Here is a 14,577-nt window from a genome sequence, read left to right on the forward strand (position 1 = left end):
ATCCTGAAATCTGGCACTGACCAGCACCACGTCGCAACATAATTGCCATTGGTGCCATCTGGCCAGACCTCGGCGCGCTTATCGCCCTCGTAGAAGCCGAACCACCGGTCCGACCCCGGCGGCTGAAGCCACCTGAAACCCCTGTGCGGCAATAATAAAAACCCTGTTCTTTAGGTAGGATAACAGCCACTACCTTATTACAGCTACCGTCGATATAACATTTGGCATATTGGTCAGTATGTTAACGTACCTACGAATACCCTCCGTTCAAAAGGCCCGCGCTTACGGCAATCCTCAGTCTATAGGAGATCCATTCCGACAGGGTCGCCAACGTGCGGCGATTGTCCTGCTGAACGCGCAAGACACCGTTTCCGGCTCCCTATGGTAATCTTCGTCTTCGTCGGTTCGCTTTCCACTGCGAGGAAACATCCGGCTGCCACGGCGGTTTCCATCATGCGAGTGACTTCCGCAGGAATAGAAGACCTCTCTCCGAACCGCCCGGCGAGATCGTGTGCCCGACTGCTGGGAGGATACCGATTTCGACATTGAAGCCTGCCGCTCTTAGTTGACCGGCGGCTATCGTCGATGCCAAGGAAGGTATCGTCCGATCGTCTTGCCCATGCACCAGAAGAACAGGCGTCTCGATGCTCTTTGAGGAAACCTGCATCGGTGCAAGGAGACCCGCGAACGAAACAAGCGCGCCGACCTGCCATCGGCCGGAAGCGACGCCATCAAGCGCGACGATGGCACCCTGTGAGACCCCGACGAAAGCGACACGGTCAAGCCTGGCCTCGAACCCTTCTCGACGAATGATGTCGGAGACGGTTTTGTTGAACCCATCTCGTGCCGATTGGATGTTTTCGGGCGCGAGGGGATTGCCGTCGATACGGAACCACTGATGTCCCCGCCAATGCGGGAACGGAGCATCCGGAGCAGCGAAGCGACTATTCGGAAGGGCTTCGCGCCACGACGTGGCGAGCGGCATCAGCTGGGCTCCGGAAGCACCGATGCCGTGAAAGAAGATGATGAGACTATCCTGGGGGGCCATACCGATCCTGCGGTTGATGAAAGACAAGCCGAGGGCGCTCGACCATCGCCGGGAGCACCCTCAAACCCCGCGCACGAACATCGACGCGCGACGGAGAGGTCGCTAAGGAGGCAGCGCTGATTGCGGGGCGGCATGGATTAGATGGTGCTTGCAGACCCTACGCGCAAGAGCGTAGCCACGTGCTGGCAGGATGTCTGCCATCGCGGCGTCGCCGTTGAAAGCAACCGCTTCGTTGACCAATGATGGAAAAACCCTCAACAACGACGACGATGGCCTCATGGTGACCAGTATCCGCAGGATTCTGACCGTGGAAGAACGCGCGGCAGCATTCGAGATACCTGCCCGACATATACCGGGCAGGTATCTGACACACTTGGATCAAGGCGTGGCTGGGCGGTTCGCGGCCACAGAACCGGCTTCTTCGGCAATTCTATCGCGAGCCGTATCGTGAACGTCAGACGCCACACTTACAGCTTTCTGATACATGTCCGCCGCCGCCTCTCCGACTCTGTCGACTGTTTTCGAGACTTCAGCCGAGACCGAGTCTTTCAGCCGATCGGAGGTCTCACCGAGGGCATCGTCTTCAGTTTGCGTGTGAGGCAGAGCGGCTCCGATAGCTGCGCCGAGAGCAAAAGCGAGCGCGCCGCCGACGAGCGGCTGATCCTTGAAGTGCTTCAGCACGGCTTCATTGAGCTGCGCGCCCATGTCGGTCGCGCTGCTGCCTGCATTGGACAGTTGCTGTCTGGCTTTGTCAGCGGTGTCGGTGATTGATTGCCAGGTACCGGATACCCACCCCGAAGCATCATCAAAAAGGTTCCCGGCCTCGTCACGGATATCATGGATCTGGCGACCGGTCGCATCTGCAAAGCCGCGGTAGGTTTTTCCGCTGGCATCAATAAAGTGTCCCGCGCGACGGCCCGTCTTGTCGGTCAGGGCTTTGAAGCGGCTTCCGCCGGCGTCGCTAAAGTGGCTATAATGGGCATCGCCTTCTGCTTCCGGCGGACCGATGCGACGCAGATTGCCGGTGGTGGTGGCGAGAGGATAAGTCTCCTCCGAGCTTTGAGCATAAGAAGCCACGCTGGTCTTCGGTCCCGCCATCAGCCACGCCAGGCTGACACCCATGAGGGCCAGCGGGATCGGGTTGTTTTTAATAGCAGCTCCGAAGTTTGATGCATATTCGCCGCCGCCGCTCGACTTAAGGTAAGCGAGTCCTTCGTCCACAAGTTGTCCCGGCGACATTCGTTGTTGAATTGCGTCGAGTCGCTCCTCGATGCGCTGGCGGTCCTGTGCGATTTCCTGTTCGATCTCTGCAGATCGCGAGTTGTCTGACGTGTAGGCCATTAGGTTCTATCCTTTACGATCTGGGCGTCGCGCTGAAGCGAGGCGGACGTGCGCTCGAGCTTGAGATTTTCGCCCTTGAGAACTTTAAGTCCGCGCGAAGCGAGGCCCCAGGCAATAAGTGCGACGGCGACCCCAACAACAACCGATGACAGCGCATCAGCGTTCGGTTCCGTCATGCCCTGAGAGACAAGCAGCGCGGCGATCCCGTTGACCAGCGCGGCCAACAAGACGCCCACCGCACAAATTGCTAGAACGATGCCTGCAGCGAAGGCTTCCACGCCTGTCAATGCATGAGACACTTTCTCGGACGCTTCTGTCTTTGCAAGCTCAACTTCTTTGCGGAAAAGGCCGGAGATGTCGCCAACCAGGCCGGTGACCAGCTCCGGAAGGGAACGGTTATCTGTTGAGTTAGTCATAGGCGCGGCCCTCCGTGGTGGTCAGGCTGGTGGGTGCGACAGACGTCGATGGAGCCCTCGACACAGGCAGTTGGCCGGAGACAGCGCCATCACGTTTCGACGCGCTTGATTTGGGAGCCGAAGACGTCAGGAAGCGGCTGGCGGCGAGACCAGCAATGGCAGCCATGCTTAGAAATGCCAGGGGCTGTTTGCGGCCAAAGTCCTCGGCCATACCAGCGATTTCGCTCAAGCTGCGGTCCTCAATGCTTCGGGATGCGCCGCGTAGATTTGTTCCAAGATTGCGCGTAAGTTTGCCGATGTCGCGCTGGTCTCCGCTTTCAAGTTCAGAGGCGACCTTTTCCAAAGCGTCGGCGACACCGCCGAGTTTATTAGCCAGAACATTCTTTTGTTCGGATGCAGCATCTTTTGCGTCGTCTGATATCTTTGTTGCCGCTTGGCCCGCGTAATCAGATGCCGATTGAATATCCTCACTGATTTTCTGCTTTAGATCTGAGGTTGGTGATCCGGATCCGTTTTCTTCAGGATTGATCATGAGACTCTCCCAAGGTTTGGCTTGTTGATGAAGCCTACTCAACACAAGGGAAATCCGATTGTTCCTCAAAAACAGTCATACTCGTATGACTGCATTCAGGCTTCTAGAGCGTTGGCTCGGTTGCCGGCCAGAGCGAAGTACTGAATTCAGCCTCTGTAATCGCTCGCTGTCTATTTATCATGCTCAAAAACGAAATTGATGGACCTGGCAGATGTTGCTGCATATCCAGAGGCGCAAGGTGACCGGGCCAATGGCAGGTTAAACGCAGGGTTTCGATATCGACCAGCGCTGCGAGCACGATATTGTTTCGCAGGATCTGACAAAAAGCACGCCGCCGATCGTCAAAAGGAAAGCCGGCAGCTGGCCCGCACAAGTGGCGCTGCGGATATCGCAGCAGATGCACTCTCGCAATCCGATTTCAATGACCTAACCATCCTGGCGCATCGCTTCTTAGCCGGAACGCCCAGTATGCTTGCCGCCGTCCGTCCCTCGGATTTGACCGATGAGAAAGGGCCGACAACTTATCGGGGGACGCGGAGAAGCTATTACAACTGGCCGCCGAAACTTTTCGTCCCTCTCGAAAGCCTCTCAGTGCTTCCTCTGGCAGAAATCCGTATCAGACGCAATGAACTCGGGGCGACGGACTTTTTCGCCGGAATGGGCAACATCCCCTTTCAGTCCAGCGCCGCGGACAAAAGACGATATTGAAGAACGCACAGACGCGGAAAAGCCTGACGCTATTGTCTAGACCGATAGTCACAAGCCGCCGCGCCCACTGGGTTATTTCATCAACTTGAGATGCCGGAGTTGCGATGGCTATGCCTGATAGCGGGTATCTTGCTCGCTCCTTTCGGTTTCGTCGGCTTCCTCCCTATCCTCAGGTTTTGGATGGCACCACTTGGTCTGATCATATTGGCACAGGACAGCAAGTGCCTGCATCGGCCGACACTGCGCGCCATATCTTGGCTTGAACGTAAATTCGTTAGATAAGTATACAATTGGGGCACGCTACTGCTGCTGTCTTAATGTCGCGTGTAATCATGCTGCTCTTCGATATCCCTCGGGGGCGGTCGCCGCTTCGAAGCTTGGCTTCGCAATGCGGTAACCTTGAACAAGAGCGACGCCCAAATCCCTCAATACCGCAAGCTCTCCATCCGTCTCGACCCCTTCGCACAGGGGCGTTATCTCAAGCTCGGCGAGCATTCGTAGCGTGTGTTCCACGACGACACGCTTCACCCGGTCGGTGTCGATGTCCCGGATAAGATCCATGTCAAGTTTGACCAAGTCCGGCTGAAATTTGGTCAACAGGCCCAAGCCGGCATGCCCGGCGCCGAAATCGTCGATGGCTGTCTTGAAACCGATTTGCCGATACGTCTCGAGAATTTTCAAGACATGCCCTGTATCAAGCTGTTCGTTTTCGGTGAACTCGAAAATGATCCGATCGAGGGGAAAGCCGACCCGTTCTGCTGTGGCCAAAGTCAGCCTGATACAGGCTCGCGGCTCGTAAACAGCGTTTGGCATAAAATTTATCGATAGTTTCGCGGTGTCATCGTGTTTGAGCAACGAGGCTGCCAATTCGATTGCCTTGACGCGGCACTGCTGATCAAAAGCGTAGCGGTTGACCGGATCGATTTGGCTCAGGACACTTGCGGCGCCCTCACCGTTAACGCCTCGCACCAATGCCTCGAAAGCAAAGACGTGACCCACACGAATGTCGACGATTGGCTGAAACGCCATCGAAAACGGCAGCTTAAACGATTCTTCCTGCCGACAACCTTCACAACCATTTCGCATATTGACACCTCTATTTCGCAAAATGTGGGATGCCCAGCTAATGGACTGCTAAGGAAAATGAAAAAGCCGATCAAGATGGATATCTGTCCGCTATCGTACCGAGGGTTCAGCGATGCAACTGGGCTTTGTCCTCATGTGTTTCGACAGTCGCACAATGCCATCGTCATGGGACGAAAGACGACAGGAGCAAACAAGCCTCATGGGGATCGACGTAAAAGCCAAACCTCTCAAGCCCTATGACAACGCTGAAGGCACCGATTTACCTGCTGGGTTTGTGGCAAGCAGGCTCGCTGCCGAACTGCAAAATACCAAAAAGCCGTTTTGCTATGTTGCTCTTAGCGAACGGCGTCTGGATGAGCTTGCGGGGGCTATGGTTGCTCTTTTCCCGGACATCGAACTTGTCATTCTGCCCCCTTGGGATTGTCTCCCTTATGATCGTGTACCACCTTCTGCGCACTGCATGGGCAGGCGAATGGACGCGTTGCGGATCTGGTCCACGTCCCAAAACTCGGCAAAACTGTTGCTAACCTCTGTCGAAGCTATTCTGCAACGCATCCCACCCTTGGCGGTCATCATGAAAAGCCAGCTCGAGCTCGTGGTGGGTACGCAATTTGATCAGGACGCATTTTCCGCGTTCATTCGGCAAACTGGGTATCTCGAGGAATCTGTCGCTGACGATCCAGGCGAGGTCGCAATTCGCGAAGGCGTGATAGACATCTATCCGGCTGGGGCACCCGGTCCGATGCGGATCGTCATTTCGGAAGAGGGTTTGGTCGAAGAATTAAGAGGCTTTGACCGAGTGTCGCAACGAACGGAAAGTTATCTCGAACGCGTGATTTTCGGTCCCGCGTCTGAAGCTGTGTCACGGCAAACAGCGACGGAGAATACCGCGCCAGGAGCGGATACTATGGAGCGCTTGCTTCAACGGCTTTATCAAGACATGCCCACCGTGTTCGACTTTATTGGCGATACTGCCCTCCATCTGGCTGCTGGGGCGCATGAGCGGGTCACGCGATACCTGGAAATCGTAGATGATGCTCGCCAATTCCGCCATGGATATAGCGGCACCAACCCTATGCCTGCCCGGTCACTTTATCTCTCTCACGAAGAGTGGCAGCAATACATCGGCAAACGATCCGCCGATGCGATCGATCTTCAAGGTAGTCGTCATCTACCCGCCGAAATAGCGGAGGTCCACCGACAAGAAGCTTTGGTCAATTTCATCCACAACGAGCTGCAGCAAGGGCAGACGGTCGTCATATCCGGAAACGGCAAGAGACCTGAAGCGCTAACTCGGCGAGTGGTGAAGCGAAGCGGGATCATGCCTCTTTTGATTGAAAGGTGGGAAGCGGGAAAGGAGGCCGCCCCTGGATCTCTGCTGAGATTGCATTGCGAGCTGGAGGAAAGCTTTATCGATGACGCGGCAAAGGTAGCGTTGATCGCTGTCTCGGACCGAACTGAGATAAGGAGCGAGCCGATTACACTCCTGGCCGAACCGGAGCTCCGGATTGGCGATGTCGTTGTCCACGAGAACTACGGCGTGGGCGTTCTCAAAAATCTAGAGACCATAGTCGTTGACGGCATACCCAATGACGCGGCCCGCTTAGAATATCGCGATGAAAGCTCCGTACTCGTGCCAATGGAAGAATTCGATAAGTTATGGCGTTATGGCTCTGAGCCGGAGGCTGTGACGCTCGATCGTCTGCACACCGACGCCTGGCAAAAAAAGCGTGAACAGATCGCTTCAGACATCCATTCCACAGCGCGTCACCTTTTGAAAATTGCCCGGCAAAGGCAGAGCTCTCAAGCCGAGAAATTTGTCCCCCCACGTGCCAAATTTTCCGCATTCGTTCGGCGCTTTCCGTACGCCGAAACCGCTGATCAGTCAGAAGCAATAGTGTCTGTATTGGGAGATCTGGCGTCGGGAAAGGTTATGAACCGGCTCATCTGCGGCGATGTCGGCTTCGGGAAGACCGAGATCGCGCTGCGTGCCGCAGCGGCAGTATCACTCTCTGGTGGACAGGTCGCCGTAGTCGCTCCTACGACCCTCCTGGCGCGGCAGCATTTTGCCACCTTTGAGCGTCGATTTGCAGGAACGGGTATCAAGGTCGCTATGTTGTCCCGCCTGCTCAAACCGAGCGAGACGAAACGCGTTAAAGCGACGTTGGCCGAGGGCGATATAGATATCATCATTGCTACTCAGGCAATCCTCTCTAAGGACGTTCGCTTTTCCCGTCTCTCACTGTTGGTCGTTGACGAAGAGCACCGCTTCGGCCTGAAGGAAAAACGCGCGATGGCTAGTCTCGCGCCCTCGCTTCATACTCTGGCGATGTCAGCGACACCTATCCCAAGAACGTTGCAGTCAGCCATGGTCGGTATTCAAGAAGTCAGTCTTCTTACGACGCCGCCTCTTAAACGCCGGCCGGTTCGAACCTCTCTTTCCACAGTTGACCGCGCATCCATGCGCACCGGGTTGATGCGCGAATATCGACGCGGAGGACAAAGCTTCGTTGTCGTACCGCGCATTGAAGACATCGAGGGTATCGAGGCGATGTTGCGCGAGATTGTTCCGGAACTTTCGATCAAAGTAGCTCATGGCAAGATGCAAGCCGCGGCCATCGATGAAACGATCGTGGACTTTGCGGAAGGCCATGGTGACATTCTGCTGGCGACGAACATCATCGAGACCGGCATCGACGTGCCGCGAGCAAATTCGATATTCATATTGCAAGCGGAACGGTTTGGCCTGGCACAGCTCCACCAGTTGCGCGGAAGGGTCGGGCGCGCGGCCGCGCAGGGCATGGCTTATCTCCTTATGGAGGAAACCAAGGAACAGGCTGAAGACACCCAACGGCGGCTGGCGACCCTCGTTGATAACGACCGTCTAGGCGCCGGTTTCGCCATTAGCCTTCGAGATTTCGACTTGCGAGGTGGAGGCGATCTCACTGGCGATGACCAAGCTGGTCATATGAGGGTCATAGGCACTGGATTATATCAGACAATGCTTGCGGGTGCGGTCGCGAAACTTCGCAAACAGTCTCACAAGGCGTTTCATCGTCCCGTTTTTCACCTTGGTATAGCGGGCGTGATACCCGCGGATTATGTTGCTGACCCTTCTGTACGGCTCAACCTCTACGCCAAGTTGTTAAGAGCTTCCACTTTTCAGGAGATTAATGATCTGGAAGAAGAATTCGAAGATCGGTTTGGAAATCCACCGCATGATGCTACGCGCCTCCTGCGGCGGCAACGTTTGCAGCTCGCTGCAGGCCGGCTTGGTATTGCTAAACTCGAAGCAGGACCAAAAGCTATTGCGATCACAGTTACCGGCGCGACATCAGCACGCGTGGTCGCTGCTCTGATCAAGAAGACCGGAGGCATTCGTCGCAACGATAGAGTGATCGTTGAGGTTCCGCCCCAAACTGCTGATGAGCGGCTGTCGCTATTCGAGCGAATTTTTCGCCAACCTTGATCAGAAAGTCAAGCAAAGGTGATGGTCATGTTTTTTGAGCGGAATCGAACCATGGACCTGCTCATGAGACGTTCTGCCTGCGCGGCGTAAATTCGCTCAGAAGGAACCTCTTCAAAGCTGCTCGTTTAGCTCTCTCAGAAGCTTTTTACGCTCCTGCCTGCGCGTTATCTGACGGGTTAAGGCTTCGGATGCTCGTAGGCCTGCTCCATTTGCGGCCTTAGCGAGATCGAATTTGCGCGACGCCCCGATGAGCAAATCCTCAGACCCGTAGATTCCCAATATGATTATCTCGATAGCCTCTGCTTGCTCATCGAGCTTCCGGTGCAGTTCGCCGCCGTTTTCGATGGCGGTCGACTCCGCATATTCCAAGATACAGTCGAAGGTTCCCATATCGACCATTGTACCGGGTTGAAGCGGACCCTGGCGTGTCATGCGCTGCCAACCGGTCGCAACACCTGATCGACGGATATCTTCTGCGTCAGTGATATAAGCGGTGTGCGTCTTCCCGTCGGCAAGGACCTTCGCCACGACGCTCTGGATATGGACGGGTTCTTTGCTCATGTTGGTTACGAGGCAATGTGCGTTCAAAGCTCGCCCTTCCCCGTGATTGATGACCAGCATCGGCTTTATTTGCCGACGATGTCCCCCCACGAATATCTGAAGATAAACCGCCCAGATACATAAGGTGCCGATGCTGGCAGCAGCCGAGATGATTGGAGCGATTTTCAGCAATGTTTCTAGCATAGCTACCTTTTGGAACTTAATCGAAATGAGATTTGAGAGATGCGATACTTCGCTGAGCAACTTTCATCGATATGGTAAAGCTGGAGGATAAGGGATTGTTCGACGTATCGCAGGCTCAGAGCCGCTCGGGGACGAGGTGCCAAAAAGATCAAACACACGCAAGCGATCGATATCACCGGGAAGAATTTCGAGTTTCAGTTCGATCTTGGACGAGCCTGTATTCCTTTTTTTACTATCACCCGACTGAACGCAGTTCGCTCCGATTTAGTTCACTGTCTTGGAACAGGTATGGCCGTTAGCACGCGCGGCATATTCGGTTGGGAGGCAATACAAAGCGCGGCGGCAAAAAATCAGAGCTTTATTTCCGGAGCCCGCAGCCATTGGCCAGCCGGGAGCTCTCGGTCTTCGCAAGAATGGTGAAGGCGTCACTGAAGTCCTCATGGTCGGTAGCTGGCGGAATGACAGATGGGGTTGCCAAAAGGTCTATGGACTTCGGTGAGGTTCGCATAAAACCGCTGGACCCGTGAAGCCTACGAGGACGGTGGTGTACAAGCTGCGATCCTGATGAGATTGTCGGAACGTTCATCTGTTCCAAGACAGCAGTCGCAACCGGAATCGTGTCATCGCGTATAAGCTTGCAGTTGCTTCGCTCGCCGAGGCTTATGGCTGCTGCTTGATCAAAGTACCCCGGATCTCGAAGTGTGTCCTCAGCATTTCGATGGCTTCGGATACTCGCTATATTCAAGGAAGCTCGGGAGATGCACCGAGCATCGAGATAGTCATGGCGTCTTTCTAGCGAATCCATGAAATTGGGCGAGGCCATGCTTCGCTCTCAGAATTCACAACGATCATGCCAGTATGTTGGCGGCTATATCCTTGAAATACGACATTTCGTCAGTATTTTTCTGAAGACAACCAATAATACAACTCACATCACTAACATCACCCTAGGTAATGTACGATATCACGCAAATTCGTTAATTATTCACAATAAAGTGCTCACTCCCATTAAATCATGAAAGATTAGGATCTCAACGTCAGCAAGGGGATCGATTTTGCCATCTGATTTTATTGTGGCATCCCCTCAAGCGACGGAACACATCTGTGAGACTACTCGAGAATACGCGGATCCGAACGAAGATCATGGCGCTCATCCTGCCATTCGTTTTGATGTCCATCGGCGCTGTGACCTATCTTTCCGTCAACTATCGCCATGCGGTCGAAACCTACTCAGCTTTCATCATTAATGACGGCGAAGCCGAGATCGATCTCGCGATCGCAAGCCAGCGATTGGTCGCAATCGTCTATGATGGATACAAGATGCTGAATGACGTCAAGGGTTCAGCTTCGTGGGATGCGGCTTATGCTGACATTGCAGAAAGCACCGGCCGCCTATCTGGATTGTTCGAGCAAATTGCATCGAAAATGCCGCATGAACGTCGCACGATAGATCGAATGAAATCCTCGTCCGACGAAATCATCCGGATGGTCGAGCTCGGCGTTGCGGCAACAGGTGCTGGCGACGCGGACACTGCCAAAGCCCATCTTTCGAGCGCTGACAAACTGGTCGCGGTCGTTCTTCCGGACATGCGGGAGTGGATCAATGCGAACCTCAAAGCCATCCACGACAAGACGCTTGAGCTGGATAAGCAAGCCCATGAGACAATACTCCATTCGGTTCTCGCTCTTGGCTGTCTGACTGCGCTTCTCTCGGTACTAAGCCTGTGGGTCACCTCGCGTGGCATCTCATCACCCATCGAAGCTTTACGGGTTCGCATGCTGGCACTCGCGGATGGAGAGACAACCACTGCGATCGCCGGCGTCCATCGGAAAGACGAAATCGGGGACATGGCCACTGCAGTAGCCGTCTTCAGGACGAACGCGATTGAGCAGGCCGCCCTAGAGGTCGAGGCGGCGGAGACCCGTCTCCACGCCGATCGCGAGCGCTCCGAGAATGAAGAACGAAAGGCTAAAGATGCTGGCGATGTTCAGTTTGCAGTGAGCGAACTCGCGGCAGGCTTGAGCGCGTTGTCACAGGGCAACATCGTCCACCGCATTACAATACCTTTTGTTTCCGATCTGGACGAGTTGCGCCGGAATTTCAATGACAGCCTCCAAAAGCTGCAGCAAACTCTCGCCGAGGTCGGCGAACGCGCAAGCGGAATATCCGGCAGCGCCGGCGAAGTGAGATCTGCAGCCGACGATCTTTCTCGCCGCACCGAGCAGCAAGCAGCCTCTGTTGAGGAAACCGCTGCTGCGCTCGAGCAGATCACGACAACGGTCCGCGACGCGGCGAGACGTGCCGAAGAATCGCAAACGCTTGTCAACGACACTAGAGCCGGCGCTGAACAATCGGGCCAGATCGTTGGGGAGGCGGTCGTGGCCATGAACAAGATTGCGGACTCCTCCAGCAAGATGACCCATATCATCACAGCCATCGACGACATTGCATTCCAGACGAACTTGCTGGCGCTCAATGCCGGTGTTGAGGCAGCCCGTGCCGGTGAAGCCGGCAAGGGTTTTGCGGTCGTGGCCCAGGAGGTCCGGGAGCTGGCCCAAAGGTCTGCGACCGCAGCGAAGGAAATCAAGGTGTTGATTGATGGATCGAGCCAGCAGGTCAGGATCGGCGTGGACCTGGTGGACAAGACTGGAGCTGCGCTGCGCAAGATAGTCGAGGGCGTACAAGACATCAGCCGGAATGTCAGCGCCATCGCAGAGTCATCGCGAGAGCAGGCGATCGGCCTCAACGAGGTCAACAACGCTGTGAACTCGATCGATCAAGGTACTCAGCAGAATGCTGCAATGGTGGAGCAATCGACGGCCGCCAGCCGTAGCCTTGCAAACGACGCCCAATCGCTAACTGCTCTCTTGTCCTTCTTTTCCCTCGATAAACCAAGCGCCGTTCCAAGGGCGCCTGATCGGGCCTCACGACAGGCGGCCTAGTAACGATGCCAAAGTTCCGGCCTGTGAATGGGCCGGAACTCGCGACCGCTGAGATTTCACCGGCACAATATTCGGGACGAAGCCATGAACGCCGCGCTTTTTTCACCCAAGGAGACACAAGCTTATAGAGTTGATCTTCAGGAGACCCGTACCGCCGACCGTGATACTGCAAAACCAGAATTTTGATTTCTTTAATGGAATCCGCTCGCGCGAGAATGCCTTTGGATTGAGCAGGCCGCTCGAACTGAGCGCAAAACACTCGTTCTCACACCTGGACCATCGCATCAGTCAACATCTCCTCCGCAGCCGCGCGATCCGACGCCTTCATAGCCGAACTCGGCGCGATAGCTCATCAATCGTGGTGCAGAAGCTCGCTTCGCGACCGGCTATTGCTATCTGCAGGATACCAATTTGAAGCGCATTTCTGAAGTCGCACTGTGGCCGCAGTATCTTTACGAGGGGCGCTGGTTCTTGAGACATCCGCTACGGGCCAACTGCTAGGCTGCAAGCGCGGAATGGACGAGATATCCACTGGCGGCAGCAATAACAGCGGCGACGACGGCAGCGAGACCGTCACGCACGAGCAAAGCCATTCCGACCATGATGATCGCCAGCATTGGAACGGTGCTTGCGAAAGGGATTAGCTCAAGGGGCGGAACGGAAACACAAAGCAATATGACCACTAGGGATAGGAACTGCAGATATGGTGGCTTTGTTGCCCACTTCATGCGCGGTCGGAAAATCTTTTCGGTATAGCGTGCTATCGACGTTATCTTCTCCAATCCCTTCTTCAACTTGTGACCGTTAAGGCTACGCCTCTCCAAGGCTTGGGGGAGCCAGAGATGCTTGCGCCCGAACAAGATCTGCACGGCAAAAAGGCTGATAACAATAGCAATGGCTGTGGGCACACCGGGAATACCGCCAAGCGGACTGATTTCGATAACTGCGGGGATGATGAGAAAAGGCCCAAAACTCCGCTCTCCAATTTCCTCGCGGATATCGTGAACTTTTATCTTGTCGGAGGAGTCTGCGAGCGCTGCCAACCGTGCAACAAGATCCGAAAACCCTTTTTCCTCGCACTTTTCTCCCAAGTTTCACCCATGCATATCTTTTGGACGGCCCAGCTTCACCCGAGAACAACGGCGACAGATGCGCTCGGTTTCGGGGCCGCCTTGCATCTTCACGGACATGTCTCCGTTACCGGTTTCACGCATTCGTGCCCTAGACACGTGCGACTCAAGCTCCATCTACCAAAACTCTTACGTTTCTCCCCATAAAAACAGGCAAAGTTTGCTCATCGCGCTTCTGAAATTCGTCCATATCACCATGATCGCGATTTGGGCCGCCGGCCTGATCAGTCTGCCTGGGCTTTATGTTCAGCGCGCACATGTGAAGGACAAGGATGCGCTCTACCGCCTGCAGATGATGGTGCGCTACGCCTATGTGACGATCATTTCCCCTTCAGCCTTCATCGCGGTGGCAACTGGCACGGCCCTCATCTTTGGCCAGCAGACCTATGCGCCATGGTTCTCAATCAAATTGCTTTTCGTCGGTGTGCTTGTCGTCCTGCATGTCCTCACAGGTCTGATCATCATCAGACTGTTCAAGGAGGGCGAGTTCTATCCCGTCTGGCGTTTCGTCATGGCGACAGCGATCACTGCGGTCGTCGCAGCAGTGATCGTGTTCCTGGCGCTTGCCAAACCCCTCATCGAAACGGAATTTGCGGACGAACTGATGCGACCCGGAGGGTTGCGAACTCTTGTCGAGCGTTTCAGTCCTTGGCCGATACCATGAGGCCGACACCATGATCGAAAATCAGTTTGCCGCCATGCCACCCGGCCATTCCCGTCATGATGCAGGTCAGCAAAGAGACAAGAATTCCATGTGGCAGAACTTCGCCTGCCCCAGTTACCCGCAGGCCCCAGTTGAGGCCGGCACATGCGATAAGCGTGACGGCGGAAATCGCGTGCGCCCAGCTTGCCACCCGTTCGCGAATGCCGGGCACGGACAGCAACTCAATCGTACCGACGAGACCGGCAGCCACGCCAAAAGAGAAGGCGCCGCCCGAACTCCACACGCCTACGCGTGTCCAGAATGCATCGGCGGACCACCAGAACAGCATATCGACGGCAAGCGTCAGGAATGCGAGAGCGATGGGGAAATGCACGCTCATGGCATGAAGCGGGTGGCCGGCAACCGCGATCATGGAGCTGGCATCCTTTTCCGCAACCTCCGCAATGACAGGATTGGCCGTTTCGGTTTTGTCTTCCATCAGGGATCTCCGCTTTCT

General features: G+C 55.2%; 12 protein-coding genes. 4 read left to right on the forward strand and 8 right to left on the reverse strand.

What is annotated here, in order from left to right:
- Positions 1-451: 451 nt before the first annotated feature.
- From GAO09_RS10995 to GAO09_RS11010, 4 genes are all read right to left on the reverse strand, one after another.
- Positions 452-1,048, reverse strand: a complete 597-nt coding sequence (locus GAO09_RS10995) for an alpha/beta hydrolase (RefSeq protein WP_153354057.1) — start codon at positions 1,046-1,048, stop codon at positions 452-454.
- Positions 1,049-1,426: 378 nt separating this feature from the next.
- Complete coding sequence (locus tag GAO09_RS11000; RefSeq protein ID WP_153354058.1) at positions 1,427-2,389, reverse strand: DUF3618 domain-containing protein; 963 nt, start codon at positions 2,387-2,389, stop codon at positions 1,427-1,429.
- Entirely contained in the window at positions 2,389-2,805 is a 417-nt protein-coding gene (locus GAO09_RS11005) for a phage holin family protein (RefSeq protein ID WP_153354059.1), read from the reverse strand. Before GAO09_RS11005 ends, GAO09_RS11000 begins: the two co-directional genes overlap by 1 nt.
- On the reverse strand, positions 2,798-3,337 hold the full coding sequence (locus GAO09_RS11010; RefSeq protein ID WP_153354060.1) for a nutrient deprivation-induced protein: 540 nt from the start codon (positions 3,335-3,337) through the stop codon (positions 2,798-2,800). The genes GAO09_RS11005 and GAO09_RS11010 overlap by 8 nt, the downstream gene beginning before the upstream one ends.
- 198 nt (positions 3,338-3,535) lie before the next feature.
- On the opposite strand from GAO09_RS11010, the gene GAO09_RS11015 reads away from it, so the two are divergent.
- Positions 3,536-4,045: a hypothetical protein gene (locus GAO09_RS11015; protein ID WP_153354061.1), complete on the forward strand. Its 510-nt coding sequence runs from the start codon at positions 3,536-3,538 to the stop codon at positions 4,043-4,045.
- 330 nt (positions 4,046-4,375) lie between these two features.
- Here GAO09_RS11015 and GAO09_RS11020 read toward each other — a convergent pair whose 3' ends face one another.
- A complete protein-coding gene (locus tag GAO09_RS11020; RefSeq protein WP_153354062.1) occupies positions 4,376-5,131 on the reverse strand; it encodes an EAL domain-containing protein in 756 nt (251 codons plus the stop codon).
- 199 nt (positions 5,132-5,330) lie between these two features.
- On the opposite strand from GAO09_RS11020, the gene GAO09_RS11025 reads away from it, so the two are divergent.
- Entirely contained in the window at positions 5,331-8,600 is a 3,270-nt protein-coding gene (locus tag GAO09_RS11025; RefSeq protein ID WP_153354063.1) for a DEAD/DEAH box helicase, read from the forward strand.
- A gap of 111 nt (positions 8,601-8,711) precedes the next feature.
- Here GAO09_RS11025 and GAO09_RS11030 read toward each other — a convergent pair whose 3' ends face one another.
- The gene (locus tag GAO09_RS11030; RefSeq protein ID WP_209018690.1) at positions 8,712-9,404 is read right to left on the reverse strand and encodes a hypothetical protein; all 693 of its coding nucleotides are present in this window, start codon (positions 9,402-9,404) and stop codon (positions 8,712-8,714) included.
- A gap of 1,083 nt (positions 9,405-10,487) precedes the next feature.
- On the opposite strand from GAO09_RS11030, the gene GAO09_RS11035 reads away from it, so the two are divergent.
- The gene (locus GAO09_RS11035; RefSeq protein WP_153354065.1) at positions 10,488-12,287 is read left to right on the forward strand and encodes a methyl-accepting chemotaxis protein; all 1,800 of its coding nucleotides are present in this window, start codon (positions 10,488-10,490) and stop codon (positions 12,285-12,287) included.
- 497 nt (positions 12,288-12,784) lie between these two features.
- On the opposite strand, the gene GAO09_RS11040 is transcribed toward GAO09_RS11035, so the two are convergent.
- Positions 12,785-13,378 carry an exopolysaccharide biosynthesis protein gene (locus GAO09_RS11040; RefSeq protein WP_153354066.1) on the reverse strand — a complete coding sequence of 198 codons (594 nt, stop codon included), beginning with the start codon at positions 13,376-13,378 and terminating at the stop codon, positions 12,785-12,787.
- Positions 13,379-13,577: 199 nt separating this feature from the next.
- Between GAO09_RS11040 and GAO09_RS11045 the strand changes: the two genes are divergently transcribed.
- Positions 13,578-14,081 carry a CopD family protein gene (locus GAO09_RS11045; RefSeq protein ID WP_235938037.1) on the forward strand — a complete coding sequence of 168 codons (504 nt, stop codon included), beginning with the start codon at positions 13,578-13,580 and terminating at the stop codon, positions 14,079-14,081.
- Here the strand turns inward: GAO09_RS11045 and GAO09_RS11050 are convergent.
- Positions 14,059-14,559, reverse strand: a complete 501-nt coding sequence (locus tag GAO09_RS11050) for a DUF2231 domain-containing protein (protein ID WP_153354068.1) — start codon at positions 14,557-14,559, stop codon at positions 14,059-14,061. The genes GAO09_RS11045 and GAO09_RS11050 overlap by 23 nt on opposite strands.
- Positions 14,560-14,577 lie beyond the last annotated feature (18 nt).

Source organism: Endobacterium cereale, assembly GCF_009617585.1.
In the GTDB taxonomy this organism is placed as follows: domain Bacteria; phylum Pseudomonadota; class Alphaproteobacteria; order Rhizobiales; family Rhizobiaceae; genus Neorhizobium; species Neorhizobium cereale.